The sequence below is a fragment of the Solibacillus sp. FSL R5-0691 genome, assembly GCF_037974225.1.
Taxonomy (GTDB): Bacteria; Bacillota; Bacilli; order Bacillales_A; family Planococcaceae; genus Solibacillus.
Genome location: NZ_CP150231.1, coordinates 2,764,695 through 2,791,068 on the forward strand (window position 1 = coordinate 2,764,695; position 26,374 = coordinate 2,791,068).

At 40.6% G+C, this 26,374-nt stretch carries 32 protein-coding genes and 1 riboswitch; of the genes, 7 read left to right on the forward strand and 25 right to left on the reverse strand.

The features are described from left to right. Positions 1-51 precede the first annotated feature (51 nt). From MKY51_RS13925 to MKY51_RS13935, 3 genes are all read right to left on the reverse strand, one after another. A complete protein-coding gene (locus MKY51_RS13925) occupies positions 52-711 on the reverse strand; it encodes an amino acid ABC transporter permease (RefSeq protein WP_339173084.1) in 660 nt (219 codons plus the stop codon). 62 nt (positions 712-773) lie between these two features. Next, a complete protein-coding gene (locus tag MKY51_RS13930; protein WP_339173086.1) occupies positions 774-1,574 on the reverse strand; it encodes a transporter substrate-binding domain-containing protein in 801 nt (266 codons plus the stop codon). Positions 1,575-1,821: 247 nt separating this feature from the next. Beyond that, entirely contained in the window at positions 1,822-2,559 is a 738-nt protein-coding gene (locus MKY51_RS13935; protein WP_339173087.1) for an SDR family oxidoreductase, read from the reverse strand. Positions 2,560-3,207: 648 nt separating this feature from the next. Here MKY51_RS13935 and MKY51_RS13940 point away from each other — a divergent pair. Next, positions 3,208-3,660: a HEAT repeat domain-containing protein gene (locus MKY51_RS13940; RefSeq protein WP_339173089.1), complete on the forward strand. Its 453-nt coding sequence runs from the start codon at positions 3,208-3,210 to the stop codon at positions 3,658-3,660. Between the two features lie 83 nt (positions 3,661-3,743). Here the strand turns inward: MKY51_RS13940 and MKY51_RS13945 are convergent, their stop codons facing one another. After that, entirely contained in the window at positions 3,744-4,148 is a 405-nt protein-coding gene (locus tag MKY51_RS13945; RefSeq protein ID WP_339173090.1) for a DUF2512 family protein, read from the reverse strand. A gap of 174 nt (positions 4,149-4,322) precedes the next feature. Between MKY51_RS13945 and MKY51_RS13950 the strand changes: the two genes are divergently transcribed. Then, positions 4,323-4,703 carry a PH domain-containing protein gene (locus tag MKY51_RS13950; protein ID WP_339173093.1) on the forward strand — a complete coding sequence of 127 codons (381 nt, stop codon included), beginning with the start codon at positions 4,323-4,325 and terminating at the stop codon, positions 4,701-4,703. A 272-nt stretch (positions 4,704-4,975) separates the two neighbouring features. Continuing rightward, positions 4,976-5,251, forward strand: coding sequence for a CC/Se motif family (seleno)protein (locus tag MKY51_RS13955; protein ID WP_339173096.1), 276 nt, complete (start codon positions 4,976-4,978; stop codon positions 5,249-5,251). On the opposite strand, the gene MKY51_RS13960 is transcribed toward MKY51_RS13955, so the two are convergent. The 10 genes from MKY51_RS13960 to MKY51_RS14005 form a co-directional block, all read right to left on the reverse strand. Continuing rightward, positions 5,248-5,868 carry an SDR family oxidoreductase gene (locus tag MKY51_RS13960; protein ID WP_339173099.1) on the reverse strand — a complete coding sequence of 207 codons (621 nt, stop codon included), beginning with the start codon at positions 5,866-5,868 and terminating at the stop codon, positions 5,248-5,250. The two genes, MKY51_RS13955 and MKY51_RS13960, sit on opposite strands and share 4 nt — an antisense overlap. A gap of 75 nt (positions 5,869-5,943) precedes the next feature. Further along, entirely contained in the window at positions 5,944-6,258 is a 315-nt protein-coding gene (locus MKY51_RS13965; protein WP_339173101.1) for an excinuclease, read from the reverse strand. Between the two features lie 97 nt (positions 6,259-6,355). Then, complete coding sequence (locus MKY51_RS13970; protein ID WP_339173103.1) at positions 6,356-6,568, reverse strand: phosphoglycerate mutase; 213 nt, start codon at positions 6,566-6,568, stop codon at positions 6,356-6,358. Positions 6,569-6,660: 92 nt separating this feature from the next. Beyond that, positions 6,661-7,824, reverse strand: a complete 1,164-nt coding sequence (locus MKY51_RS13975; RefSeq protein WP_339173106.1) for an endonuclease — start codon at positions 7,822-7,824, stop codon at positions 6,661-6,663. Positions 7,825-8,026: 202 nt separating this feature from the next. Then, positions 8,027-8,497 (reverse strand): peptide-methionine (S)-S-oxide reductase, encoded by a 471-nt coding sequence (locus MKY51_RS13980; RefSeq protein ID WP_339173109.1) that lies wholly within the window; start codon positions 8,495-8,497, stop codon positions 8,027-8,029. 192 nt (positions 8,498-8,689) lie between these two features. Next, positions 8,690-10,327 (reverse strand): DUF2075 domain-containing protein, encoded by a 1,638-nt coding sequence (locus tag MKY51_RS13985; protein WP_339173112.1) that lies wholly within the window; start codon positions 10,325-10,327, stop codon positions 8,690-8,692. A gap of 63 nt (positions 10,328-10,390) precedes the next feature. Next, entirely contained in the window at positions 10,391-11,263 is an 873-nt protein-coding gene (locus tag MKY51_RS13990; RefSeq protein WP_339173115.1) for an NERD domain-containing protein, read from the reverse strand. 125 nt (positions 11,264-11,388) lie between these two features. Then, the gene (locus tag MKY51_RS13995) at positions 11,389-12,702 is read right to left on the reverse strand and encodes a citrate:proton symporter (RefSeq protein ID WP_339173118.1); all 1,314 of its coding nucleotides are present in this window, start codon (positions 12,700-12,702) and stop codon (positions 11,389-11,391) included. Between the two features lie 94 nt (positions 12,703-12,796). Then, positions 12,797-13,492 (reverse strand): response regulator, encoded by a 696-nt coding sequence (locus MKY51_RS14000; RefSeq protein WP_339173121.1) that lies wholly within the window; start codon positions 13,490-13,492, stop codon positions 12,797-12,799. Between the two features lie 4 nt (positions 13,493-13,496). After that, on the reverse strand, positions 13,497-15,053 hold the full coding sequence (locus MKY51_RS14005; RefSeq protein WP_339173124.1) for a sensor histidine kinase: 1,557 nt from the start codon (positions 15,051-15,053) through the stop codon (positions 13,497-13,499). A gap of 196 nt (positions 15,054-15,249) precedes the next feature. Between MKY51_RS14005 and MKY51_RS14010 the strand changes: the two genes are divergently transcribed. Next, the gene (locus MKY51_RS14010; protein ID WP_339176643.1) at positions 15,250-15,552 is read left to right on the forward strand and encodes a DUF1805 domain-containing protein; all 303 of its coding nucleotides are present in this window, start codon (positions 15,250-15,252) and stop codon (positions 15,550-15,552) included. Positions 15,553-15,655: 103 nt separating this feature from the next. Here MKY51_RS14010 and MKY51_RS14015 read toward each other — a convergent pair whose 3' ends face one another. From MKY51_RS14015 to MKY51_RS14050, 8 genes are all read right to left on the reverse strand, one after another. Continuing rightward, complete coding sequence (locus MKY51_RS14015) at positions 15,656-15,967, reverse strand: hypothetical protein (RefSeq protein WP_339173127.1); 312 nt, start codon at positions 15,965-15,967, stop codon at positions 15,656-15,658. Positions 15,968-16,532: 565 nt separating this feature from the next. Further along, complete coding sequence (gene cobT, locus MKY51_RS14020) at positions 16,533-17,591, reverse strand: nicotinate-nucleotide--dimethylbenzimidazole phosphoribosyltransferase (RefSeq protein WP_339173130.1); 1,059 nt, start codon at positions 17,589-17,591, stop codon at positions 16,533-16,535. A 93-nt stretch (positions 17,592-17,684) separates the two neighbouring features. After that, positions 17,685-17,865, reverse strand: a riboswitch (cobalamin riboswitch). Positions 17,866-17,911: 46 nt separating this feature from the next. Continuing rightward, entirely contained in the window at positions 17,912-18,835 is a 924-nt protein-coding gene (locus tag MKY51_RS14025) for an MBL fold metallo-hydrolase (RefSeq protein WP_339173133.1), read from the reverse strand. A 12-nt stretch (positions 18,836-18,847) separates the two neighbouring features. Further along, a complete protein-coding gene (locus tag MKY51_RS14030) occupies positions 18,848-19,180 on the reverse strand; it encodes a 4-aminobutyrate aminotransferase (protein WP_339176645.1) in 333 nt (110 codons plus the stop codon). Positions 19,181-19,208: 28 nt separating this feature from the next. Further along, positions 19,209-19,514, reverse strand: a complete 306-nt coding sequence (locus MKY51_RS14035; RefSeq protein ID WP_339173136.1) for a hypothetical protein — start codon at positions 19,512-19,514, stop codon at positions 19,209-19,211. A 53-nt stretch (positions 19,515-19,567) separates the two neighbouring features. After that, positions 19,568-19,768 carry a hypothetical protein gene (locus MKY51_RS14040; RefSeq protein WP_339173139.1) on the reverse strand — a complete coding sequence of 67 codons (201 nt, stop codon included), beginning with the start codon at positions 19,766-19,768 and terminating at the stop codon, positions 19,568-19,570. 144 nt (positions 19,769-19,912) lie between these two features. Then, a complete protein-coding gene (locus MKY51_RS14045; protein ID WP_339173142.1) occupies positions 19,913-20,317 on the reverse strand; it encodes a GGDEF domain-containing protein in 405 nt (134 codons plus the stop codon). After that, positions 20,298-21,437 carry a histidine kinase N-terminal 7TM domain-containing protein gene (locus MKY51_RS14050; RefSeq protein ID WP_339173145.1) on the reverse strand — a complete coding sequence of 380 codons (1,140 nt, stop codon included), beginning with the start codon at positions 21,435-21,437 and terminating at the stop codon, positions 20,298-20,300. Before MKY51_RS14050 ends, MKY51_RS14045 begins: the two co-directional genes overlap by 20 nt. Positions 21,438-21,752: 315 nt before the next feature. Here MKY51_RS14050 and MKY51_RS14055 point away from each other — a divergent pair, with 315 nt between their 5' ends. From MKY51_RS14055 to MKY51_RS14065, 3 genes are all read left to right on the forward strand, one after another. Next, positions 21,753-22,598, forward strand: a complete 846-nt coding sequence (locus MKY51_RS14055; protein ID WP_339173148.1) for an alpha/beta hydrolase — start codon at positions 21,753-21,755, stop codon at positions 22,596-22,598. After that, positions 22,591-23,778: a SpoIIE family protein phosphatase gene (locus tag MKY51_RS14060; protein ID WP_339173150.1), complete on the forward strand. Its 1,188-nt coding sequence runs from the start codon at positions 22,591-22,593 to the stop codon at positions 23,776-23,778. Before MKY51_RS14055 ends, MKY51_RS14060 begins: the two co-directional genes overlap by 8 nt. Positions 23,779-23,909: 131 nt before the next feature. Next, on the forward strand, positions 23,910-24,263 hold the full coding sequence (locus MKY51_RS14065; protein ID WP_339173153.1) for a hypothetical protein: 354 nt from the start codon (positions 23,910-23,912) through the stop codon (positions 24,261-24,263). A gap of 56 nt (positions 24,264-24,319) precedes the next feature. On the opposite strand, the gene MKY51_RS14070 is transcribed toward MKY51_RS14065, so the two are convergent. The 3 genes from MKY51_RS14070 to MKY51_RS14080 all read right to left on the reverse strand — a co-directional run bounded on the left by MKY51_RS14070 (position 24,320) and on the right by MKY51_RS14080 (position 26,331). Next, entirely contained in the window at positions 24,320-24,742 is a 423-nt protein-coding gene (locus MKY51_RS14070) for a hypothetical protein (RefSeq protein ID WP_339173156.1), read from the reverse strand. A gap of 125 nt (positions 24,743-24,867) precedes the next feature. Continuing rightward, a complete protein-coding gene (locus MKY51_RS14075; protein ID WP_339173159.1) occupies positions 24,868-26,073 on the reverse strand; it encodes a phospholipase D family protein in 1,206 nt (401 codons plus the stop codon). A 36-nt stretch (positions 26,074-26,109) separates the two neighbouring features. Next, positions 26,110-26,331 (reverse strand): hypothetical protein, encoded by a 222-nt coding sequence (locus MKY51_RS14080; RefSeq protein ID WP_339173162.1) that lies wholly within the window; start codon positions 26,329-26,331, stop codon positions 26,110-26,112. Positions 26,332-26,374 lie beyond the last annotated feature (43 nt).

Genomic DNA, 26,374 nt, shown 5'->3' on the forward strand with positions numbered 1-26,374 from the left:
CTGAAATTGTACGATAATAAGCCCTCCCTTCTAGCGCTTCATTTGCCACTCTTACACATACTTCGATGCGTATTTTTCCAGGCGGCTTTGAATGACCATCAGAATACTAATGAAAATTAAATAGATGACCGCACAAAGTGAATAAATCATAAGCGGCTCATATGTACGTGCGGTAATTTGCTGTCCGACCATGAATAGATCGGCAAGTGTGATACTTGCAACTAAAGATGTCCCTTTCACCAAATCGATAAAATCATTGGCCACTGACGGCAATGAAATTCGGACGGTCTGCGGTGCGATTACTCGTCGCATCATTTGCCAGTACGTCATCCCGAGAGATTCCGCTGCTTCCCATTGTCCTTTTGGAATAGCCAAAATCGAAGCCCGGATCGATTCGGATGCATAGGCACCTGTATTCAGTGAGAAAGTAATAATCGCCGCTGTCCATGCATCAAGGGTAATCCCCACTTTCGGAAGCCCGAAGAATACGATAAACAATGTCACCAATAGTGGCGTACCACGGAATACCCAGACATACGTACCGAAAATCCAGCGCAATACTTTGTAGTTCGAGATTCTCGCCAGTGCCGTTACGACTGCGATGACTAATGCGATGGCAAAGGCAATGAGCGATAGCGGAATGGTAACAAGAAGTCCTGCTTTTAAAATCGGCCAGATTGAGTTAAGTAAAATATCCATTTCTCTACTCATCCACTAACACCCCTTTCTAAAGTTAAATCCATGTAAAAAAGGCCGCCGAAACGACCTTTCCATTAGTTGTTTGAAATAACATTTTCACCAAAATATTTTTCCGAAATTGCTTCGAATGTACCGTCTTCTGTACGTTCTTTAATAATTTCATTTAACTTCTCACGGAACTCATCGTTTTCTTTATTTAAAATTAATGCGATATCAGTTGAATTGATCGCACCGTCCAGCACTTTCAATTTTGTATCCGGCTGTTCCTGCAAGTATGTCAGGAATGTCACGCGGTCATGGATTGTTCCATCTGCACGGCCTTGTACAACAAGCTCGATTGAACTCATCAAATCATTTGTTGCGACTACTTCTGCACCAAGCGCTTCTGCATCGCGGGCAAAGTTACTTGTAATTGTTTGTGAAGATTTTTTGCCGTCCATGTCAGCCGGCTCTTTAATTTCCGTGTTATCTGTATGTACCGCAACAACCGCTTCCGATTTCATATACGGCGTTGAGAAATCGTACTTTTCTTTACGCTCATCTGTAATCGATACGTTGTTAATAACGAAATCGTATTTATCCGTATCTAAACCTGCAATTAATGAATCCCATTTTGTTTCCACATATTCTGCTTCCACACCAAGGTCTTTTGCGATTTGATCAGCAATTTCATATTCAAAGCCAGTTAGTGCACCTGATTCATCATGGAAGCTGAATGGAGGAAATGTTCCTTCAAGACCGATTTGAATTTTGCCATCTGCCTGGATTTCCTCTAATTTATTTTTTGCCTCGCTTGCGTTTTCCTCTGTTTTATCGCCACCGCATGCTGCTAAAACAAGTGCTGATAATGTAACGATTGATAATAATTTTTTCATGCTAAATGCCTCCACTATTAATCCCTAGTTATTTAATACGTTTTATATTATAACAGGGTAATTATAAAAACAATCTTTATTTTCTGAACTATTTTTAAATTTAGAACTATTAGTCAATAAAGGCTAGAAATCTTGAAAAATGCAGATAAAAAATGCCAATTTCCTTAATTGGAAATTGACATGAATATGTTATTAATGGAAATGGCGCTGCTCCTTCTTGCAGGAAAGCGCCATTAGGGTTCATCTATTATTCTTCATAAATCATTTTCTTCGTCATGCCGCCATCGATTGTCAAATCCGTTCCGGTAATAAAATCATTCTCCGGATTCGCTAAATACAGACAGGCGCGGGCAATATCATCCGGTTTGCCGACACGGTTGGAAAAATGCTGGTTATGGTCGACCGGTCTAAGGGCATCATAATCCCCTGTTTCAATCCAGCCCGGTGAAATGCTGTTTACTGTAATGTTCAGCTTACTGAACGAACTTGCCAATGCATGTGTCAGGGCGAGGATCCCACCTTTTGATGCGGCATAGCTTTCGGAATTCGGTTCGGACATGACCGCACGCGTTGAAGCGAGATTAATGATCGCCCCGCCGCTGTTCATTCGCTTTGCCGCTTCACGCGAGCATAAAAAGACACTGCGCAAATTCGTATTGATGACGTCATCCCAGTCTTCGAGCGATAATTCCAGCGGAGAAATCCATTTTCCTTTTCCTGCATTATTGATCAGAATATGAATTTCACCAAAACGGGCGGCAGCCATCTCCATCAATTGACGCACGCTCTCTTCACTGCGCACATCCGTCTCAGCAAAAATGGCGGAGTAGCCTTCTTTTTGAAGTTCGCCTGCCAGCTGGACACCTAAGTCATGTCCAATATCTGCGATGACAACGTTGGCTCCGGCCTTTGCAAAATGGGTTGCGACAGCGCGCCCGATTCCTTGCGCGGCCCCTGTTACGATTACGGTTTTGTTTTGGAACATTGGTTGAACTCCTCCTTTGTCTATTGCTTAGTAAGAGTTTAACTGAAATGAGCTGAGATTTCGTGTTTGAGGTTGTGGGGTGGTGGGTTTTATTAGAAAAGTTCGGGTATAGTTGGGTTGGTTATTAGAACATCGGTAAGCTTTATTAGAAGATCTTGTTTTTTTAAGAAGGGAGCTCTATTTTGGGGCTTGCTTGCATGCAGGTGCGGGTTTTATTAGAAGTGTTCGTGTATATATTAGAAGAGTTGGGTCGGTTATTAGAACATCGGGGTGCTTTATTAGAAAATCTCGGTTTGTCAGGCGTTTTTTGAGGGAGAAGCTCTGTTTTTTGGCTTGCTTGGACGCGGGTGCGAGTTTTATTAGAAGAGTTTGGGTACTTATTAGAAGAGATGAACAGGATATTAGAACATTTGTGTGCTTTATTTGAATAGTTGGAGCACTTATTAGAAAAAATAAGATTTATATTAGAACATCTCACTTTTATTAGAACATTTTTTGAGATATTAGAACAATGGAGAACTTTATTAGAAAATCAGCCTCACTGCCATCGGATCCGCAATCTACTAGAACGAGTATTTGCCTCGCTTTCATGCTATAATAGATGGAGCGGATCATTGCTAGTAAGGCAATGACAAAGGAGATAAAATAATGAGTCAACAAAATCAAGAATCAGCACAACAATTACCTGAGAACTTCAGTGAATTAAAGAAGGCCGTAAATCGTACAGCAGACTGGGAAGCACGTTTAGAAGCAGTTCAGGAACTTGCGAAAATTAAAGCGGATGAATCAATCAAAATATTGCAATATGTGGCAAAAGCGGATTTAGTAACGAAAGTTCGTGATGCTGCTGCGAAACAATTAAAGAAAATGGGTCAGCAAGTTGAGCCGTCGGAAGCACCTAAAGGCGAATTATTTAAAGACTTGCGCAAAATTTTCAAACGTATTAAGAAGAGCTTACCTGCGGACCACTCGTATGAGGACTTCAAGGTAAAATTAGAAAAAATGCGTATCGATATTTACAACACATACGAAGGCGAAAAAGGTGCACAGTTTGACGCTTGGCTGAAAGATATGTGGGAAACAACAACAACTCGAAAATAAAGCCATTGAACACGGATTAATTTCCGTGTTTTTATTATGTAAAAATAGCGCTCTCCTTATTGGAAAGCGCTACTACAAAACTATTAATATTCTCTTTGAGCATCTGTTGCATCGGCACGATCAAATACATGTCGATCAATATATTTGTGGAAGAACCATTCTCCTAAACCGATGACTACAGCGGATACAATCGCTGCTGCTACAATACTTTCACTGTTTTCAGCAAAGCTTAGCCCCATAAAGTAAATAACAATCGCTGCTAGAAGTACATCCGATAACGTTGCGACGATATTTCTTTTATCCTGATCTGCGCGGGCACCGGCATTTTGGAAAATTCCTAAATCCCCTACAACATAAGCCAAAAGTGTTAACACTAAACTGATTACTAAAGTGTCGCTAAATGCGAAATCAAAAATCCCTGCAAGAATAATACCTAAAACCGCCGCAATCATCACAAATTTAATAACCAAAGCTTTCAAGTGATTCATATAGAATACCTCCTTTAAATTTGGTATACAGCATTAATACCCAACTCACATATTTTTACTCATTTTAATAGAAAATTGTCAAAATTAATATTTTGGTATAAACTCAATCGTTTTTAAGTATATCTTTTAACGCAATGGTAAAAATAATGGAGATAAACAGATGAGGTGATTAGAGTGGGTATTTTTGATGGGTTGATGGGCAATGCAAGTGAATTGAAGCCAGAAGATGTTCAAAAAGAGGTAGCCGAAATTATTACGAGTAATGAAGTGGTCAAGCACGCTTTTAGAGTAATTCGCGATACGTTTATTTTTACAAACAAACGCTTGATCCTCGTTGATAAGCAAGGGATGACCGGCAAGAAAACGGAGTACATGTCCATTCCGTATAAAAGCATTACGAATTTTTCGATTGAAACAGCCGGAACATTCGATTTGGATGCAGAGCTGAAAATTTGGATTTCGGGCAATAGTGTTCCTCTGCAAAAGAAGTTTAACAAAGCGACAAATATTTATGCGGTGCAGCGCGTTTTGGCTGAAAATATTTTGTCTTCATAAACGATGAAAACGAACGAGTGTGAATCGTTCGTTTTTTGTTTCTTTTATATTTTGGGATTTATGATATGGTGGATATTAGAAGATTTTTCGCTATATTAGAACTTCACTGAGGTTTATTAGATCATCCGCCGCACATATTTGAACATCGGGAACACTTATTAGAAGATCGTACATATATATTAGAAGATCGCAGTTTTATTAGAACATTTTTAAATTTATTAGAACATTGAGCCGTTATATTAGAACTTTTCTACGAAAGCGAGGAACCTTTCATGCAAATCGAACTCGATGCAACTACGAAAAAATGGATGCAGGCTAAAGGCAAGCCTGTTTCCGTAAAAACTATTTCGGTGAACGCTTGCTGTGCCCCGCCCGTCCAGGAATTGATGACGCATTTAGGGAAGCCGAAAGACGTTCATAATTATAATGAATTTCAAATCGACAATCTGTGTGTTTACGTTGAGAAGAGCTTGTCTCATAATGAAAAAATGACATTGAAGCTTACAGGCATCGGTATTTTCAAAATGATTTCAGCCAAATTAGGTTAGTACGCGATCCCCACACGTGCTTTTATAAAGTCACCGCTTTGCAATAAACTATAGGCAAAGTCCGCGGTATCCGGGACTGAAATTTGGCTTCCGTCTACCGGCAATAAATCTCGTTCTGTCCGGTAATTCCCGAGCCGTTCCCCGTCAGGCAAATAGGTAGGGCAGACAATTGTCCAGTCAAGTCCCGAATGCTCCAGCAATACGTACACTTTATGATGTTCTTCTGCAGCACGAGTGATTTTCCGCTTTGACTCACTAGACTGGTAGCGCAACAGTTCAGGACTTACGCGACTTTGCAAAATGCCGGCTGTTCCGATTGTGATGATCCGTTTAATGCCTTCATTTTTCATCGCATCGATAATTAATGGCATGCATTCCGTCAGCGTCGTTCCCCCATCAGTATTCAGTGCACTCATTACCACATCTGCCCCATGCATCGCCTGCTCAATATCATTTTTATTAAGCACATTCCCTTGAATAACCGTTAAATTATGATGCTCGATTTGGATTTTTTCCGGTGTACGAACGAGAACCGTTACAAGATGGTTGTCCTGAAGCGCGTTATTAACTAAATGACTTCCGACCCGGCCTGTTGCGCCTAAAATTAATAACTTCATTTGTAAAACCTACCTTTTCAAAATAAAATAAACAGTCGGTCCCGTATTCCCGGTCCCCACTGTCTGTTTTAGAATTTACCCCTCAATGTAATTCGCTTCCAAGCCGCGCGCTACTTCCTTCGTCTTATCCATTACTGCCGGGTGTGATACGGCAACATAGAGTTCGTTCTCGTAAAAACGGAATGGAATTTCCAGACCTTCTATTTGCCACATAAAGAAGTAGCCGTTAATCTTCATATTAACGCCGTCTTGAGTGACACTGTAGTAATCTCTATAAACAAAATCCGATTTTGTCGCAAAGAAGTTTTGGCATTCCTGCAGGCTAAGCGTCGGGTTCCCTTCTTGGTCATGACGTGTAATTTTATATCGTGTATTCATTTTTGTATTCATTAAAAAATCTCCTTTAAAAGCCATCTATCGTTTCATTATAGTTGGTTGCCGTCGTTAAGGCAAAAGACTGGATTTCAGACCGCTCCAAGTCCTTCCATTACCTTGTATCATAATTTATGTTCACTTTCAGTTCATTTAAGTCCTTAGCAATTTTGGATATTAATCTATGTAACTCTTCATTTTCAGAAGGGGTGAAGGTTTCGCCACTGCGTTCCCGTAAAACCACCGCTTGATTAATGAGTCTTAAACACGTTTTAATCAACGCCAAATCCTTTTCGATCGCCTCTTTACTTATGTCTATTTCGCCCATTTATAACACTCCCTTCCACAAATTATATAACATGAAGCAGAAAAAAACTCCCCTTTACTCAATTTACTTAAAGGGGAGTGTTGTTTGTTATTTTATTCCCAAATAGCTGATGCCCACTCGGGATGATCAATAAAGGGATTGCGGTTGTGCTGATAATCTGTATAAATTATTTCATTTCTGTTCCGTTCGAAATTGTCGACCGGGTCTTGTTTGTGCCACTGAAGCAGCACCGAGAGTTTTCCGTGGTAAGGCGCTGTGCCGTTGTTCACTTTATTGTTCAGTTCCAAATCCACTTCCCCGCTGTCCCCTTCATAGCGAACTGCCATATAAAACAGCATGCGCGCGACATCACCTTTTACACTGTCTCTTGGTTCCCATGAATCGGAGTCATAATAGTTTCCGGATGCTTCTGAATGTTCGTTCCCGCCGTTGTCAAAATCAAGATTGCTTCTCGTACTGTTGACACTGACATCGGTTGGACGCAAATGGTGCAAGTCTGTTCCCGCACCCATTGATGTGCCAAACCCACCGTGGGATTTTGCCCAAACATGCTCGCGGTTCCAGTCATTCGCATTTCCGCCGTTTGACATTTTGCTTTGAGAACGCCCTGTGTAAAGAAGGATAACATTGTTCGGATTGTTCGGATCCTCATCTGTTTCGCGAAGGGCTGTCCACACATTGGCATACGAAATTTCTGTATGATCATCAATAATATTATGCAAAGCTGTTTTTAAAGCAGCACCCGTTTTTCCGATTGCCGCATCATAATAGCCATTTGTTGATGGATTCGGTTCCGGTGTGACCGGATTTCCTCCTACCATCGTAAAGGCGGTTCCATCTTTTAATCCTGGATGTGAAAAGTAGGCTGATAGAGACCCTGTTATTTTAATGCTTTTCCCCATTAAAGAAGGGTTGGATTTTAAGCCGTAAGAAGTGCGGAAAGAAGTTGGTATTTGAACATAGATCATTTTAGCGGTATTCGTTTCGTTCGCACTGTCCGCTATCGCCAATGCATAGTCATTTGGGAAATTGCTTTTTAGAACGGTCGTTGTTGCTGTCGGTTGTCCTACGATATAGCCTTGAACTGTTTTTACGGAGTTATTTTGATTGCTGATTGCCTGTGAAACCGAGTAAGGAGCCGACGATGAACCGTCCCCGGTAGCTGCATTTGTGACAGTGGATTGAAGAGGTAAAATTAAAATGAAAACAATGAGTACCCAAGAAAACTGAAGACGTAAATTTCGATTTTTAAGCATTATTCTCCTCCTAGACATTCAATTTATGGTCAATCAGCAAAGGCTAACCAACTCCCTTTTATAATATCATAATTTTGTTAATATTCTGTGAAAATATGACGGAAAATGGATAAATTCATAATTTACTTGTTAAGAATGTGATTGAATCAGCAGTGCGACCGAAAAAAACCTTCCATCAAGTTTGAGATGGAAGGTTCCTTTTTCATTTATATTTCGTTAATAATGCTTCTGGAATATGGCAGTAATCATCCGGACATCTTGTTAACCGGTCCTGATGCTCTTCCGCACTTCTTACATAGTTTTTCAAAGGCAGAACTTCGACTACAATTTGCCCAGCATCCGGTCTTGCTGTAATGAATGCTTTTGCTTCAGTTAAGTGTGTTTCGTTTTCACTGTATACACCTGTTCGGTATTTCTCGCCGACATCCTCGCCTTGTTTGTTCACACTGTACGGATCGATGATTTCAAAGAAGTACGTCATCAGTTCCTGCATCGATACAACATTCGGATCAAATTCGGTTTTGACACACTCGGCATACCCATCATAATCGCCGTCCAAAGTGTTCGTTGTTCCGTTCGCTCTTCCCGCTTCTGTAAACGTCACACCTGGCAATGTTTTTATAAACGCCTGTACACCCCATAAACAGCCGCCTGCAAAATACACGGTTTCCATCTCGGTCACTCCCCTATGTAAACTTCTGTGAAATGTATATCGTTCATTACTCTCCACTATAAGTATATCATTTTAACGTAACTATTTTTAGACTACTCTTTTTCTATTTCCGTACTATACTGGACTATAACGATTGAGGAATAAAAACCCGGTACACACAACAGTAACTCGTGTATACCGGGCTTTGGTTTATTAAAAGTCGCGAACTTGACCGGCCAATAACTTATTCCGTAATGCTCCATCACTTGCATAAATATATAGCCCTTTAATGCCGCGCTTCATTAGAATGTTAATCGAGTTCAGCACAATCTTTTCCTTCGCCTCGCTCACATCCGCAATGCCTTCCGTGCCTGAATAAGCCCCTTTATCCATATACTTGCTCGTGTCAATGACAATTTCGTCCCGCACCGCATCGTACCTAACAGATGGTCCGAGCACAACCCCAACGTAATTTAGGTCAAACCCTTGAATCGTATATATCGAGCCCGCTTCATGCACCGTATCCGGATTTTCCGCCCAAGTATATTTTGTACTCGTCGTATTCCAAGGCATTGTGTATTCGCCATTGGATTCGTTGACATAATACGTCCCGCCATCTTTTTTATGCAAGTAATCAAATGTTGAGACGACCCGGCTCAAACCAAATTCACCGTTACGTTTTTTTATTGCATTATGCATATCCTTTATCGTCTCGAACACTTTGAATTCATAGTTATCGTCATGAGGCAAAGGCAGCAGCTGCTTGTTTTTGAATGCATTGATCCAGTTGATGACCTCATCATTTGCCTGCATCCGGAACTGGTTCGTTAGCTGGTATTCTTCTGTGTACGTACTTCGCTTCTTTAATTGTTCAAGTGTTGCCGCACCCCAGAGGCTCTTCATTTTAAGCACCTGATTTTGGTCGTAAATGATGACGACGACTTTTGCCAGCTTTAACAGTTCCTCCAAGTGATTGTCGCCGTGGAAGTTATTATACGTATCTGGCTTTGTAAGCAATAAATGCGCTTCATCCACAAAAATGATGTCCGCCTTTTTCTTATCTTTTTGCAATGAGTTCACTAAGGGTGTCGGCTTGGCAAAGTTTTTCGCCTTTAAGTGCTTCACCTGTTTTGCAATCCCCTTATACGTTTTGAACATTTCTTCGTGATTGACAACCAAGTAATTTTCCGTTTGATAAAGCGGTGACGAAGCTTCTTCCGCCCGTTCTTGAATTGTGTTGAAAATCGAGCTTAACACAACACTTTTTCCTACACCGGCTTCTCCTTCAATGACCAGTAAACTGCCGTATTCTTCAGGATTGGCATTGACCTGCTTCTCACAAAACTCAAGTACCTTTTCTTTCAGTTCAAGTTGCTCGATCGATAGTTCTTTAAATGGCGACAATTTAAATATGTCTTTGTTTTCGATGACATGCAGTTCATGATCGACCAGCTTTTGCTCGTGCAGCTTCTGCCAGATTTCTTTAAACAACTGCTGATCGTAATACGGTTTGTCGTAATAGTTATGCGTAAAATCGCTCGCCGTTTTACTTTTGTTTTGCAGTGTATATTTTTCATCACCAAGAAAATAATTGATCAGCTTCGTTTCTAAATGAAAGGTTGCGGAACGGTTGAACTTTTCATGCTTGATGAGGTTAATCTGACTGACGTTTTTTCGGGCACTTAAATGAGCTTTCATCCGGCTTTTAAAATACACCGTCTCCCCTATGTAAGCTTCCTTATTGCCATTTAATACATAGATGACGGGGTAGTTCAGATAGTGTTCATTGTTATTAATTTTGTTGATGCTTTCTTGCTTGAACGGCCAGGATAGTATTTCGATTGCTGACAAATTGCCACCTTCTTTATTTTGAATCGTTGCTAATTATTAGTTACATATTAGCATAAATGATGTTTATAAATCGCTCGTAAACCGGCATTTCGGGAAGCTTTGACAACCATAAAATGCCCCGCGCTTTCCATTACGCTTTACTAAATCACTACTACACCTCGGGCAAATAGAATCTGTAGCAACACCAACAGGCTCGACGATTACGGGTGCTGTTGTTACAGGCTCCACTTTTTCTTTCGTTACTTTTTTCTTTGCAGGGTTTGCGATTTCTTTTACATGCGCCAGATGACGCTTTTTAATTTCCTTCTTTTGCTGTTTCGTTTCAGGAACAAGTACGTGAAGCATCTGCGAAATCCTGCCAAATTGTTCACCTGTAATTTCCTGTGTCGTAAATTGCTTAATTGTACGTTTTAAATGCTTTGTGTGTATAACATATGCCTGCTGAAAAGGCTCTTTAAACTTGAATGTTGCCGCATTCGAAAATACAATAATGGAATGGAGTGGCACATCGATATTCAAGTAGTTTTGCAGTGCTTTCACATGCGTGTTATTTTGCATGACCGGATTGTAGAACCGTGATTTTTTGTTATAGATGGTTTGGGTCCAGTTCCTTTGATTTTCACTGCCAAAAATCCATCCTGTGTAATTTTTCGTCTCGATTACAAAAACGCCATTCGTCGAAAGTAAGACATGATCGATCTGCGTCATTTCCCCATTCTTTTTCGGGACATACAAATCATTGTAAATCTTCACGTCCTCCCCTAAACTTTCAAGCAATTTGCGAATACGCCGTTCCCCTACATATCCTTTCAGCTGTGGTAAATAAGCATTGGAAGCAATTGAAGTTACAACAATAAAGCCCAGAGCGATATAGAAGTTTACCTTTACTAAAATTACAAGAATCAATATGTATGACAATAAACCAATAACTAACATGCTCTCCCCCCTAAAAAAGTCCTATTCTATGTAATTAGACATACACGCTGTTCTCTCCTCTTATTTCATAACCAAAAAAAATGAAGCTCCAAATAAAAGAAGCTTCATGTTCGTTTTTATTCTATTTAAACCTGTACAACACCTATTAAAACCGCAATGATCAGTAGTGTAATACTTAATCCCCACATCCAGAAGAATGAGAACTTCAAGTGTTTACCCATTTCCAGGCCTGATAGACCAAGTGCCAGCCATACTGCTGGTGCAAGTGGTGATACGAATGTACCGACGATGTTACCAATGATCATCGCATATGCAGTCGATAATGAATCGATGCCGTATGTTAAACCAATCTGGTCAACAACCGGGAACAACGCGAAGTAATACGCATCCGTACTTAACAGCAAGTCAAACGGTACACCAAGGATTCCGATAATCACATGTAAGTACTGTGCTAAAAAGCTCGGTAAAATATTTACGGCATTATTGGCAATGGCTGTTAACATGCCTGTCCCGTTTAAAATCCCTAAAAACAGACCTGCCGCAATAATGATGGAAGCCATTGTCAATGCATTTGATGCGTGTGCCTGAATACGCCCCATCTGTTCTTTCGGTGTACGGTAGTTCAATGGTAAAGCGATCGCGACACCGATTAGGAATGCCAAGCCCGCTGGTAAAAGTCCTGACATTAAAACACCAAGTACAACAACCATTAAGATTGCATTTGCCCAAAGACGGTTCGGGCGCTTCAAAGATTCATCTGTTTCAGCATTCAAAATACTGTTGCTTAAATCAAAGTTTAACGTTTGTCCTGTTTGCGCTCGTTTCGCAATCAGACGTTTTTCACGGAAGCCCATAAAGACTGCAATGAATAGCATCAGCACAATACCGATGACCTGAATTTTAATTAATGGATGCCATAGCTCTGTTACATCTGTTTCAAGAACGGAAGCAACACGACCTAATGGCCCGCCCCATGGAACCATATTAACAATCGCCGCAGAACCGCCGACTAATAGTAAAAGTAAATACGGGTTCATCCCAAGTCGAACATATAGCGGCAACAATGCCGTAATCGAAATTAAGAATGTAGAAGCACCAGAACCATCAAGCTGTGCAATAACCGCAACAATAACGGTAACAATCGCAACAAGCACGACATTCCCTTTTGAGAGCGCTACCATTTTATTGATAATTGGTTCGAATAATCCAACATCCTGCATAATTCCGAAGAAGATAATCGCAAAGATAAACATGATGGCAACACTAATTACGGAGTTAATTCCATCCCCGAAAAATACTCCTAAATCATCAAACGAATAGCCTGCAACAAACATTGCCACTATCGGTGGAAGAACCATTGCCACAATTGGTGATACACGTCCGCTAATTAATAGCGCAACGATCACTAGAATCGTAATAATACCAATAATACTTAACATTCAACAACCCCCATTGCTTAGAATTCTTATAATCTTATGACAATTCTATGTTAGGAGGAAGAATGTGCTCATTTATTTAATAAAAACAATAAAGCTAATTTTGTTCATAAGTTTCACGGAGAACATAATTTCGCTCAGGACGGCCGACTGTACCGTAAAGTAATTTCGTCTCCAGTATGTTCATCTCTACTAAATATTCCAAATAGCGTCGTGCTGTGGAGCGGCTAGTCCCGATGACTTCGCTTAACTGTGAAGCCGTTAATTTTGTGTACTCATGCTCATTAAATAAGTGAATGACCTTTTCAAGCGTAAACGTATCGATTCCTTTCGGCAGTACTTTTTCAGCAACCGTTGAATGATTTTGACTGTAAAACAGCACATCCAAATCTTGCTGCGAGAAATGTGTTTTCTTTTGAAATGCAGATTGCATGTGATGATAGCGCTGAAATGATTTTTGCAGTCGCGCTTCCTCAAACGGTTTTACAATGTAATCGAACACCCCATATGCATACAATGCTTCCACATGACTACGTTCGGCTGCTGCCGTCACCATAATGATGCGGATATTCGGGAAGTGTGTCCGCACATAGGCAACGAGTTCATAGCCTGTAACATCCGGAATATATAAATCCATCAACAGAATGGCAGGTGGTGTTTCATGTTGGAGTGCTTCCTTTAAAGAAGCACCCGTTAGAAATTGCTGTACTTGTGTATCCGGCTGAAGCGTTTTAATATAGTCGGCATGAATCGCCGCAATGCGGAAATCATCTTCCAGTAACCAAATATCCATTGAATCACTTCCTTTGTAAAATGATTAAAAAGCAGGCCCCGCCTAAATCGCTTTCTTCTATCAACAGGGAGCCGCCGACTTTTTCAAGTGCCTGTTCACTGATTGCCAGGCCGTAACCCCGATCATACCCATCCTTTGTCGTATATCCGAGGGTAAATATATGATTTGCCGTTTCTTCATCGATTCCTGGTCCATTGTCATGCACTTCAATGATCAGCTCATGACGGTATTGATGAATAAACAGCTTAATTTGCTTGTCTTGTGTATTTGTTTGACCCAATGCATCCATCGCATTTTGCAGGACATTCCCTAATGCGGTCAGCAATGCATCCACTTCTTCATCATTATAATCGATTAAGACGTCCTCTGTTTCAATCGTAATCGTAATGCCGCGCTCTTTTGCTTCGGATATTTTCCCTTCGAGTAACGCCTGCAGCAATATCGAAGGCTGTGTGGCCAGTGCCTGCTGCTGTTTTGATGAATCTTGCTGCTCCTGCCTAATGAAAGCAATGGCCTCATCAATATGGGATTGCTTTAATAAGCCTAGAATCACGTGCAATTTATTGGCAAACTCATGTGTTTTTGCCCGCTGCATCCGTGCCTGCTGCTTCACCAGTGTCAGCTCATTAATGACCGTTTCGTACTCAAGCTTAGCCCGTAAAATATATAAATAACCGAGCTGCTTCTCGAGCTTCAAAGGTGTTTTTGAAATAATCATCTCCTGCTGCTGCAACGGAATTTCCAGTGCCTGGATGACCTCTTCTTTAAAGAGCCGTTCCGGTAACAGCTTATGTAATGAGATACCTTCTGCCAATGGTGAAAGGAGTTCCTTTGCACGTGAATTGGAGATCACCACTTCATTGTTCAATGTCGTCAAGATGACCCCATCCGTCGTTTCCTCGAGGATTGTATGATACGCCGAATAAAGTTTGGCAATTTGTGCCGGCTGCATACCGAGCAGCTGATCTTTTACATAAAGCGATAACAGCACCGCACAGACAATCCCGAAAACCGCGAGCAGAAGCGTGATTTGAAGCCAGCCGAAAAAGGCGGTATCAATTGTTCTCTGTATATCTTTCGTTAAAAATCCGACCGAAACTACCCCGACTACATTGCCGTCAACGAGGACCGGGACTTTCCCGCGGATCGATTCCCCAAGTGAACCGGTCGTAACAGAAACAATGGACTCTTTGTTTATAAGCGCTGAATCATTATCCCCGCCGACCATCGACAGACCAATCTTTTCAGGGTTCGGATGGGTGTAGCGGATTCCCTGCTCATTTCCGATGACGACAAAATTCGCACCGGTCTGGACTCGGATATGTTCTGCAATCGGCTGAAGAATGGATGTCGGATCTTCTGCAGAAAATGCAGCGATGACGTCCGGCCGATCCGCAATCAAGTACGCACTCGATAACGCCTTTTCTCCCATCTCTTCCAGAACCGATTCATCCAAATAATGATTGATCAACAATAAAAACATCACACAAATCGTAAAAACGATCCCACTGATTGTGATAAGAAGACGGAAAGTGAGTGATTGTTTTAGGCGGGTTAGCATCGGAGGACCTCCTTTTGGATGTGGTTTTTTATTAGTTTAACATGGGAGTTTGGCGGAGAGCTTTGAAAATTAAAGGTTTTTCAATCCAATCTTAAGCCTCCCCATCTAAATTTCAAAACATCCCCCACAATTTCCCCGAAAACAAGTACCATTTTTCAATTGTTTCATATGATTTATATGAAAGGGGGAGAAGGTTATCGTCTATACGGAAACGATTGATCTTCAAGGACATTTATTTACTGCTGTAACGGTGAATTTGCCCAAAACGACATTGCTGACTATTTCGAATGAGCATGGGTACATTATGTGTGGTGCACTCGATGTCGGACTGTTAAATGAAAAGTTGGCCGATCGTAAAATCATTGCCGGGCGTGCAGTTGGGGTTCGAACGATCGATGACTTACTTAAAGCTCCACTGGAATCCATCACATACGAAGCGAGAGCGTGCGGCATTGAAGAAGGTATGATTGGTGAAGAAGCATTACTTAAAATGATTTAGTTCCATATGGGCGCTCTTAAATTAGGAGCTCCATGCAAAAAACCGCTCTTTCAATTTCTTGAAAAAGCGGTCTATATTTTTATTGTCCATACTTAGGTACAAATTAAATGGCTTTATTGTAATAAGACGCTTTGGAACCTTTACTTCTTTTCACGGCTAGAAGCTCTTCCAATTTCTGAATATATTCACGATCTGCTGATATTCTTGTAAGGCTTGTTAATAAATATGGTCTTAACCCGGAATTAATTTTTTGGCATCGCGCAAGATTGATCAAATACTTGGCCATCTTAAATGACTTCAAGTGCGTATGTCCATTTTTAAATTCCTTCTTCGTATTGACGACCATATACTCCTGCTTTCGCCCTTTATAAAAAGGAATAATAATAAACTCATCTTTTTTAAAAATTTGATTCATATTATCTTCATCCTTTTCTCGAATATATTCAAAAACGACCTTTCACATACGGAGAAATAGTGATCACCCCGTTCCCTTTAATGCCCCTCCCGCCTCTCCTCTTTATTGGTCTTACCCTTCCTTACCCTATTTACCGGTTACTTTATTCCAAGACCGATTAAATAAGCACTTTTTTAGCGATTATTAACAGTTCGGAGATGTTTTTACATTTAGTTAATATAGGATATTACAGAGTAAAGGGTTTTGACAGGACAATCGCTTGAATTTCACTGAATTTTCTGTAAAATTAAATCAGATTCATTCCCTACCTGTAATGTTATCATTGCACATTACATTTACGCGTTGTGTTCAGGGCTTTTCTTTATCGTTACTGTCTTTACCAGAAGAAACGATAAAGTTCCGCTTATTGGTATTTTACTGGTAAAACAAATGGAATAGACTGAAAAATTGTACTTATTTTCTGTCAGTCCTTTATTCATAGAAAAAGGCCCCATCAAAAGTAGTTGTTACTTTTAATGTAGCCTGTTTCTTAAAATTTATTTTATGAATTTCTTGAAAATCTTTTCTACTTGGCTACTAAAAGTGCCGCTGCTTCTTCCAACGTGACCATATTCGTAATCATCGAACAAGCCGCGTCAAGAATTGGGAATACCAGTGCAGCACCAGACCCTTCCCCAAGTCGCATATTCATATGCAGCATCGGCTCCAGTCCTAAAAGCTCTGCCGCAATTTTTGCACCTGGCTCTTCCGATAAATGCGAAGGAATCAAATACGCTTTCACATTCGGGTTTAATTTATAGGCAATCAATGCCGATACTGTTGAAATATACCCATCGACTACGACCAGCACACGATTTGCGGCAGCTGCCAGGAAGATTCCCGCCATCCCGCAGATTTCCAGTCCGCCTACTTTTGCTACAACATCAATCGGATCCTCCGCATTCGGTTCATTCAACGCAATCGCTTTTCGAATAACTTCGGCTTTATACTCGATACCGCCAGCTCCAACACCAGCTCCGAAGCCCGTAACCTCCAGCGGATCACAGCCATGAAGTACCGAAAGCACCGCAGCACTCGGTGTCGTATTGCCAATACCCATCTCACCGGTACCGATGAGATTGACCCCGCTTTGAATAGCTTCTGTCGCGACTTCAATTCCGACTTCAATTGCCTGAATCGCTTCTTCACGCGTCATCGCAGGACCTTTCGCCATATTGTCTGTTCCATATTTCACCTTTTTAATGATGACCCCGGCGTCTTGTGGCAAGTCTTCTTTTACCCCAATATCTACCGGGATGACTTTCGCATTCGTAATTTTCGCAATTGTACACATCCCTGTCGTCCCTTTCGGAAAGGAAAGTGTTTGGAATACCGTTGTACTTTGCGGGTTTGGTGTTACCCCTTCTTCATATACACCGTGATCGGCTGCCATGACGATCATCGCTTTGTTATCGATTTTCGGCGCAAGTTCACCGGTAATTGTAGCGATTTGCATTGCTAATGATTCAAGCTTCCCTAGGCTTTGAGGAGGCTTCGCTAAAGAGTCTATGTACTTGCGTGCTTTGTCTTCCATTTGTCGGTCGATTTCTTGAATTTGTTCAATTGTTTGCTGTAGTAATTTCATATTTTGCTTCCCCCAATAAAATGAATTTTTGACAATAAAAATAGCCTGCAGTTTATTCGATAACAAATAAACTACAGACATATCCAGTGTCTATAAACAGTAAGCGTATTAGGCAGGTCTCCTGGCTCAGATTCATGATTCCATAGCCCCTTCCCAGACGTATATCCAGTGGGTTTTGCTATGAAACTCCTCCATACAGTGTTGGGATTACGCTAAAGCTTTTCACTTTATTCCCTATTCTCCCGTAACGGGCACCTAATGCTTGATGAATTTAACATTACTTTACTTTGAACCTGTTTTTTCGTCAAGAGGTCTTTCATTCAGCTTTTAAACGTTTCCCCAATCGCCAACGTTTTCAGCTCCACATTATCTAAGTCCGCCTGCTGCCAATGCACGTGCAGCCGGTCAATCGCTTCCTTTGGTGTATCATCTGCGAGCATGTACGCTCCGTAATGCATCGGGATGAACACTTTTGCCCCGACATCACAAAATGCCTGGATCGCTTCTTCCGGTGTCACATGGGAGGCATGCATAAACCATTCCGGCTCATAGGCACCTATCGGCATTAAAGCTGTATGAATATTGAAGCGTTCGCCGATTTCTTTGAACCCTCTAAAATAGCCGCTGTCTCCGGCATAATAAATACTTTGCGTATCCGATGCCTTTAGCAATACGAAGCCGCCCCAATGAGATGTGTTCGTATCCCAAAGCATACGCCTTGTCCAGTGCTGGGCCGGAACGAAATGAATTTCAAGCGTGTTCGCTTCATGCTTGTCATACCATGAAAGCTCTTTAAAGTTGTGCAGTCTATGACGCTTCATCAAATAACCGAGTCCTTCCGGAATGAGGAATAATACATTGGGGTTTCGTTTTTTCAGCTTTTTTAACGTCGGAAGGTGCAGGTGATCGTAATGCGCATGCGATATGAGGATGAGATCAATATCCGGCAAATCCTCTAACCGCAATCCCGGTTCGGTCAACCGTTTCGCTACACCCATCCAATTTGCCCAAACTGGGTCCGTTAAAATATTGAGCCCTTCTTTTTGAATCAAAAATGTCGAGTGGCCAATCCATGTAACAGTTTGCTCTGATCGGTTACTTTGTAAAAATGCAATCCGCTTATCTTCACACTGCGGTACTTCGTAATCGACAACTTTCTTTTGTTTTGATCGCTGCCATTTCAGGACATCTTTAAATGTCCCGAGTGAAGTAACTTCGTCTAAATTTGAAAAACGTTGTCTCATCGCATCACTCTCCTATTTATAAAGGCTTAAATTCCTACGCTGATTCACCAGCTCCGGTTTCATGACTATCCTTGCAAAAAAGTAAACTAGAAAACTCAACCAAGTCCCCTGTACAGTCAAGCTGTTTGATACCGGGATAGATGAGGAGATAACACTCAAGATATTTAATGTGTAAAATACTAAAATTCCAAGCAACGCTATAGTCATCACGATATTTTTTCTAGCCATTTGTTTCCGCAACGCACTGCCCACGCCGCTAAAGCTTTGCTTAGTCTCTTTAACTTGTTTAATTAAAGCATAAATTAACACTGCAATAATCATCCCAACTACTGCAAACCCAATCATTTCATCCAATTTAATTTTCCCCGTTTCACTAATTCTCCAAATAAAACTTCTTTATTTTCTTCGGCAAGATTTTACTCATAATGACTCCTGCCAAAGCCAAGCCAATCAAAATCACTCCAATTTCCAAAAGGCTTTTTAACCATGTGATTTCAATCTTATCCGTTATATTGGCTCCACCTATAATGATGAATACAGCTCCAGCCCAGGCCGTTAAAAAACTGACGCCAAATTGGAGCCATTCCTTCTTTGAAAGCTGTTTAAAAACCGCTCTATGCTTATAAAATTTCCGTATCGCAAAGATGAATAATAACCCTGTTAGAATATATCCAATCATCATAATCCCCCTGCCTTACATTGTTTATGTATGACGCTCAACGCATCTTTTTCTTAAAATAATTTAATTGTCGCCCATAACGAGACGATGAACAGAAACAAAAATATGAAAAAAGAACTTCCCGCAAGCCATTTCGCAACGATTGACGGCTGATGAATCAATAGCTGTACATTTTTAATCAAAAATCCAATAAACACGGTTTGAACAAGGATTAAGCTAATACTAATAGAAGTTGTCTTTGAATTCTGTGCCATGACCGCTCACCCTCTTTAGTTATTATTCCACTATGCTAACATATTATCCCAATTCGAGGTAGTAAGGAATCCTACTTATAAACCTTGCCCTGCCTTCACTAAACAAAAAAACCGACATGAATTTCTCCATGCCGGTTTTCCCTATCAACTAATTACACTCTCACTCGCCGCATACACTTTCACGCGGTTACGTCCTTGTTCTTTCGCCGCGTATAAAGCGGTATCTGCTTTATGCAGCAGCTGGTACAGTGTTTCCTCTGTCCAGTCCACTACTTCGGCGACACCAATACTTAACGTAGCCGTCAGACTGCCTGCTTCGGTCATAAGCGGTGTCTGCTCCACGGTAGTTCGAAGCTGGTTGGCTAGTATTTCACCTTCCGCTTCAGTGAATCCCTTCAGCGCAATGACGAATTCCTCCCCGCCGTACCGCGCGAAGAAATGGCTTTCCAAAAGTCGTGTTTGGCAAGCATTTACGACGTGCACGAGCAACTGGTCGCCAATATGATGCCCGTACGTATCATTCACTCGTTTAAAGTGATCGATATCCATTAATAGAGCCGTAAAAGTTAAAAGGTAAACCTGTTTCCTTCGCGTCCTGAAATTCCCGCTCACTTTGCTGTAAAAATGCGCGGCGATTGTAAATCTTTGTAAGCTCATCATAATACGCCTGCTGCTCCAGTTTTTCCTGCAGTCTTTTAATCTCCGTAATATCCGTAAAAACCAACAACAGACCTTTGCTGTTTCTCGCCTGTTCCAATGAAGTAATACGAACTTGATAAACGCGGTCCGCTTGTTCGGAACAGAGCTTTACTTCTTGAACGTCCGAAAGTTCGGTCGTTAATTTGAATGGCAATTCCTCTCCTGTCTGTTCATTCCAAAACTTCACGAAGTTTTGGCCGAACATCGATTTGTTCAGATTCGGCAGCATTGCTTTCGATGCCTGATTGAATTCGATGAGTCGGTAGGATGCATCCAACACGATGGCTCCGTCGGTAATACTATTGTAGATCGTATCTTTTGCAATCGGCATAATCCGGAACAGCCGTGATGTGCTGATCGCCCATAAGTATAATAATGAAGAAACCCATAAAATCATCGGTACCGGATCCACCCCAGCAGGTGTCAATCCGTTCAAATAAAGAAACGCCGTCACTATTGGAACAAGCTGGCCGAACATTAACGTGATTAATTGCGGACGGTATACCTTCGCCGTTTCCTTCCACTGGGAAATCAACAGCAAGAAGGCGATAAACATGCTGGCAAATGTATAGACACCGTGCACCATATACCAAAAGCCAATCTCCTGATAAACGAATGGCGCCCCTAAATTCGGATCCAGTTCAAATACTCGATAATGAAGATGATGCCAATGATTTGTCGCTACCATGAAAATCGTAATAAACGGAATAAGAAGGATGAACATGCTTCTTCTGACCGTCAGCTTAAAGCCTAAATAGCTCATGACATAAAGTAACCCCAATGTGGCAGATGTAGGCATCCCGATGTAGAGAATGGTATTCCAGAAGCTGATCTGTTCGAGCGTCGTCGATATTAAAGTCATAGCCGTTGCAAAACAGTAGATGCTGATGGCTGCAGTATAGAAAATAAAATAATTTGCGATATTCGTATATTTATGACGTTTGCTAAAGGCATAGAGACATAAGTACAAATTCAGTACTCCCGACGTACAAACAAGCGTTATATACATGGTCAATTGCGAACCCATTATTGGTTTACCCTCTCTTAATTAACACTTTTTTCTTATAATGTAGCACATTCTAAAAAAAGAAATGGATATTTTATTCAAATAATAAGTATTAATACGTGAATGAAATGAAAGGAATTTTATCATTTTACGTATAAAAAGTATCATAAACCTATGATAATAAACCTTATCCCTTTACTTCTCTTCTTATATCATCCAGAATTACTAGTTAATAGAATGAAAATATTTTTTTCGAAATAGAAGAAGGGAGTGTTGTTCATGATCCAAAAAACGGTAAAACGGAATAACGTACATATTCGTGGAAAAGGTAAAAAACCATTAATATTTGCTGCTGGATTCGGGTGTGACCAAACAGTTTGGAATGATGTTTACCCTGCTTTTGAAGAGGATTATCAAGTAATTTTATTTGATTATGTCGGGTTTGGAAACTCGGATATTTCAGCTTTTGACCTTGAGAAATATGGTGAACTGTCCGGTTACGTACAGGATCTACTAGATGTTTGTGAGGCTCTCGATTTAAAGGATGCTGTTTTTGTCGGCCATTCGGTGAGCAGTATGATCGGTCTATTGGCTTCTCTATCGAAACCAGAATATTTTTCACAAATGATTATGATCGCTCCATCACCAAGTTATTTAAATGATCCTCCATACTTCGGTGGTTTTGATAAGAAAGATTTACTCAATTTAATGGATTTAATGGAAAAAAACTATATCGGTTGGGCGAATGCTTTCTCGATTACTTTATTGAATAATACTACAAAAGCAAGTGTATCAAAAGATTTGGAGGATCGTTTCTGTTCAACAGATCCTTTATTTGCGAATACATTTGCAAAGGCTTGTTTCTTTACTGATAATCGTAAAGACATTTTGAAAGCAACTGTTCCGTCCCTAATTTTACAATGTACTGAAGACGTTATTGCGCCAAGGGTAGTTGGCGAGTACTTGCATGAGCATATGCCAAACAGTTCGATTGCCTTTATGAATGCGATTGGTCACTGTCCACATATGAGCGACCCAGATGAAACAATTCAATTAATTAAAAATTATTTATTGGAGCAATCTGTGCCCCTTATCGGTGAGGGCGTGGGCAATATAAATGGATGAACTCATAGAAAACGCTCCATGCGGGTTTATCACTCTATCTTCAGAAGGTAAAATTCTTACTATCAACAAGACATTGCTAAATTTGCTGCACTATCATACATCTGAGCATCTTATTGGAAAGCATTTTAATGTGCTGTTATCTCCTTCTTCTCAGATTTTTTGTCAGCTTTATTTAGTGCCGCTGATTAAAGTGAAGCACGCTGTAGAGGAAATGTTCCTTACATTACTAACCGTAATGAAAGAAGAAGTTCCTATCTTATTAAACGCATCGGTCCAGGATAATGGTCAGATCATCGGCGTCATTTTCCCAATCCGTAATCGCAGTGCATTGGAAGACGCGCTCATTAACGCCAGAAAAATGATGGAAGATGCTTATTTGGAAAAAGAGCAGGCCCTTTTGGAATTGGAAACAAAGCAACAGGATCTCGAACAGGCCAATCAAGTCAATACGAAAATCATGCGAGAAACGGAACGCGATTTACAGATTGCCAAAAAAATTCAGGAAACCGCATTAACGAAAGACATCATTAATGATAATATCCAGATCCTGTCCTATTATCATGCATCCAAATCTTTATCCGGAGATATATTTGGATTTTATCAAATAACACCGCAAAAATACGGGATTATTTTATTGGATGTGATGGGGCATGGTGTTTCATCTGCGCTCATTACGATGTCGCTTCAATCGATGTTCCAGAAACTGATTTCCAAAGGTGTGGCACCGGATATGGTGTTGAAAGAATTGGACCAATTTCTGCACAACTTATTTCAAAATAATGAAGACGCTTGGCATTACTGTACAGCGATCTACTTAAACATTGATATTAGTGAACAGACGATTGAATATATTAATGCAGGTCACCCCCCTGCCATTGCGCAAGGGAAAAACGGGGTGCAGCATGAATTAAAGACAACGAATCCGCCATTGGGAACATTCGATAATATTCAATATAAATCAAGGACGTTGCGCTATAAACCCGGGACAAGAATTCTTATGTATACGGACGGTGTTTCAGAAGCATTTGAGCTAAACACATTAAATCATTTGCTGAATGACACCATCTCGAACCCATTAGCAAAAACAAAAGAAACCATTCAACATGCACTTGAAAACAAAGAAAATATATATAGTAAATACAATCACGATGACCAATGTTTTATATTGGTAGAATTATAAAAAACAGCGGGAGCAGTTTCCCGCTGTTTTTTTATTTCCTACTATGCTGTGACTACCTGTCCATAACGTTTCCTTTTCATTACAAAATGAAGGATAATAAAAATACTTATCTGAGTGTATGGAGGTGCTAATTGAAGAATTTAATTTTAATAGTCAGTTTCCTTCTTTTAACGGCTTGTTCCAATGAATCCTCTCTTTTCGGAGAAATCCGTTCTATTGGAGAAAATCGCATCAATGTTGGGTGTTCAGATTTTGTGAAAAAAGCGAATAACACTCATAGTAAAGATGACATCGGGTATTCTTGCGTTATAAAAATAACCGATGAAACGATTATTAAAACACAGGTTGGCGAAATAGTAACATTGGATGAATTAAATATTAATGATATCGTTTCAGTATATTTTGATGAGCCAACAGCAAGTGTGGAGTCTGAAAAGCTGACATTTACAGCAATGGAAATAACGGTGTTTGAAAATGAGGAGTAGAAGGGATATCGTACACCTACTTAAAGCAAAAGAGGAAGCCCTTTCGACTCCCTCTTTTATAATTTTTTCACATTGTTTTTAATGAGATTTTGAACGAATAGAAACAGTTTTGAATCGCTTTCTACAATATACTGTTCCATAGTTTTCTGACCTTCGATGAGTCCGATTATATTTCTTTCGTAATCAAATTTTATACTAAAAGTAGTTTCCGGCTCTTTAGCATATATAACGATATATGAATCAGCATTAAACGCCTGTACGTTAGGGATTAATTTCTTCCTCACTTCCAGGCTATTCAATAGTACACTCAGTTGCTCAAGTTCGTCTGCAGTAAGGTTATGCCAATTCAATCCTTCCGGGCATGAAGTTTGAGCACTCTCAATAGTCGCTATATTTAATTCAGTGACGTCAATAAAAGCAATTTGGCGCTTACTGTATAAAACGATTAAGACTACCGCAATTACTACTATTAATAGCAACCATATTTTCTTCTTCGAAATCGCTATCCCTCCCCATTAAAATATCCTTTATTTTCCTTATTATATCAAAAATAAAGACCTAACAAAAAAGCAACAAACATCATGGCGTTTGTTGCTTTCTACTATTAATAAGTCGTTACTTTGATTGCTTTTTGAGCGGCGTAAATCCAGCGCTGCCACCAGGATAAGGTATCCTGAAATTCTTGTACGTCCAAAGTGTAAAGCGCATCTTCATTATTCCATAGTCGTTCAAAATATTGTTCCATATCCAAGACGAGCGCACTATCATTCGGAGCGAGTATGCGGACGTTATTTTCCAGATTGTAATCATCCAATGTTCGTTCCGTATAGTTGGAAGAACCGTTTGAAATGATCGTTTGTTCCGCTGTTTGAATCCAGATGACTTTTGTATGGTACTGGCCAACGACAGTATTGTACCAGCGAATATTGATTTGTTCATCTGTATCTTCAAGCAGCTCGTTGACAACCGGTCGATTCGGCAAACCGGACTTTTTCTGACCAAAGGAGTTTTCATTTGGATCTAGAATCATATTTACCTGCACGCCACGGTTTACTGCATCTGTTAAAGCGTTGACAATGCCGCGCTCAGCAACAAAGAACATGCCAATCCAAATTTTATCTCCCTCTTTTGTCGCCTCCAAATCTTCAAGTAAGGCATCTAAAATTTTCCTCTCGGTCAAATATTGCACAGTATACTGACCGTCCTCTTGCTCGGGAATCTCAGCTCTCGGCAATTTCGGACCACCCGACATGAGCGTTACCGCTTCTTCCGCCTCCAAAATATCGTTTATAACGGATCCCGTCACTTTCAATGCAAGATTTCCGTGGAAACCACTTGCATCATGCGGGTTTGACGATGTGATAATCGCTTCCTTTTCCGAAACGGCCGCTTTGCGGTGATTGGCTTTTACATTGAGCAGTTCCAAATAGGAGGATGCGGTCATTTTTGGGGCTTTGCTCGACATGGCGTTCGCAATCCATCCTTCGCCGTCGCGGTTAATCCATTGGAAAAATATTCGGTATAAGCCCGAATAAATCGGCGTGGAATCTCGCAGTGGTTCTAAATCGGTGTAGATGATTTCCACCCCTGCTTCACGCATCTTCTGGAACCACGGTGTTTCATAGGAACCGTAACCCTTATTTAGCGGATCGGTAATGAAAACAACCGGCATATCCGGATTGTTTTTCTTTTTCTCGGCAAGTTTGTCAGAGAGGTTATCGGCGATTGGCGGGAAATCTTCTTCTTCATCAAAATAACCATCCATCAAAAAGAAATCCATCACAACAAACTGTTCGGCATCATCAATCAATCGATACACTTCATCAAATATATGATTCTCATGTTTTCAATCCGTACCATCCATATCCTGCGCATTAGTTAAATCCGTGATCATTTCAATATTGTCCGTCCTATGCAAGTCTCCAGCATAGGAAATACCTTTTGGCAACGGTTTATATGTATGCCATAACATGACCCCTATATAGAGCAAAATGAAAAGAAGTATAAGAACGTATATAACCTTTTTCCTACGACTCCAGCTGTCCCATTTCTTCTGAACTTTTTTCATTGAAATTCCCCCAATACTCTTGTACTTCAATTTCCCGCGAACA

Excerpts from the sequence above, each read along its gene's own strand:
- MKY51_RS13935 (WP_339173087.1), bottom strand. The coding sequence starts at position 2,559 with ATGTTCCAAAACAAAACCGTAATCGTAACAGGGGCCGCGCAAGGAATC.
- MKY51_RS14005 (WP_339173124.1), bottom strand. The coding sequence starts at position 15,053 with ATGCTAACCCGCCTAAAACAATCACTCACTTTCCGTCTTCTTATCACA.
- MKY51_RS14015 (WP_339173127.1), bottom strand. The coding sequence starts at position 15,967 with ATGAATCAAATTTTTAAAAAAGATGAGTTTATTATTATTCCTTTTTAT.
- MKY51_RS14055 (WP_339173148.1), top strand. The coding sequence starts at position 21,753 with ATGATCCAAAAAACGGTAAAACGGAATAACGTACATATTCGTGGAAAA.
- MKY51_RS14060 (WP_339173150.1), top strand. The coding sequence starts at position 22,591 with ATGGATGAACTCATAGAAAACGCTCCATGCGGGTTTATCACTCTATCT.
- MKY51_RS14030 (WP_339176645.1), bottom strand. The coding sequence starts at position 19,180 with ATGATTGGGTTTGCAGTAGTTGGGATGATTATTGCAGTGTTAATTTAT.
- MKY51_RS13980 (WP_339173109.1), bottom strand. The coding sequence starts at position 8,497 with ATGGAAACCGTGTATTTTGCAGGCGGCTGTTTATGGGGTGTACAGGCG.
- MKY51_RS14035 (WP_339173136.1), bottom strand. The coding sequence starts at position 19,514 with ATGATTGGATATATTCTAACAGGGTTATTATTCATCTTTGCGATACGG.
- MKY51_RS13975 (WP_339173106.1), bottom strand. The coding sequence starts at position 7,824 with ATGCTTAAAAATCGAAATTTACGTCTTCAGTTTTCTTGGGTACTCATT.
- MKY51_RS14040 (WP_339173139.1), bottom strand. The coding sequence starts at position 19,768 with ATGGCACAGAATTCAAAGACAACTTCTATTAGTATTAGCTTAATCCTT.
- MKY51_RS14025 (WP_339173133.1), bottom strand. The coding sequence starts at position 18,835 with ATGAGACAACGTTTTTCAAATTTAGACGAAGTTACTTCACTCGGGACA.
- MKY51_RS13970 (WP_339173103.1), bottom strand. The coding sequence starts at position 6,568 with ATGGGCGAAATAGACATAAGTAAAGAGGCGATCGAAAAGGATTTGGCG.
- MKY51_RS13945 (WP_339173090.1), bottom strand. The coding sequence starts at position 4,148 with ATGAATCACTTGAAAGCTTTGGTTATTAAATTTGTGATGATTGCGGCG.
- MKY51_RS13995 (WP_339173118.1), bottom strand. The coding sequence starts at position 12,702 with ATGTTAAGTATTATTGGTATTATTACGATTCTAGTGATCGTTGCGCTA.
- MKY51_RS13955 (WP_339173096.1), top strand. The coding sequence starts at position 4,976 with ATGCAAATCGAACTCGATGCAACTACGAAAAAATGGATGCAGGCTAAA.
- MKY51_RS13965 (WP_339173101.1), bottom strand. The coding sequence starts at position 6,258 with ATGAATACAAAAATGAATACACGATATAAAATTACACGTCATGACCAA.
- MKY51_RS13930 (WP_339173086.1), bottom strand. The coding sequence starts at position 1,574 with ATGAAAAAATTATTATCAATCGTTACATTATCAGCACTTGTTTTAGCA.
- MKY51_RS13925 (WP_339173084.1), bottom strand. The coding sequence starts at position 711 with ATGAGTAGAGAAATGGATATTTTACTTAACTCAATCTGGCCGATTTTA.
- MKY51_RS14080 (WP_339173162.1), bottom strand. The coding sequence starts at position 26,331 with ATGAAAAAAGTTCAGAAGAAATGGGACAGCTGGAGTCGTAGGAAAAAG.
- cobT (WP_339173130.1), bottom strand. The coding sequence starts at position 17,591 with ATGAAATTACTACAGCAAACAATTGAACAAATTCAAGAAATCGACCGA.
- MKY51_RS13960 (WP_339173099.1), bottom strand. The coding sequence starts at position 5,868 with ATGAAGTTATTAATTTTAGGCGCAACAGGCCGGGTCGGAAGTCATTTA.
- MKY51_RS14045 (WP_339173142.1), bottom strand. The coding sequence starts at position 20,317 with ATGGATATCGATCACTTTAAACGAGTGAATGATACGTACGGGCATCAT.
- MKY51_RS13940 (WP_339173089.1), top strand. The coding sequence starts at position 3,208 with ATGAGTCAACAAAATCAAGAATCAGCACAACAATTACCTGAGAACTTC.
- MKY51_RS14000 (WP_339173121.1), bottom strand. The coding sequence starts at position 13,492 with ATGGATATTTGGTTACTGGAAGATGATTTCCGCATTGCGGCGATTCAT.
- MKY51_RS13990 (WP_339173115.1), bottom strand. The coding sequence starts at position 11,263 with ATGTTAGTTATTGGTTTATTGTCATACATATTGATTCTTGTAATTTTA.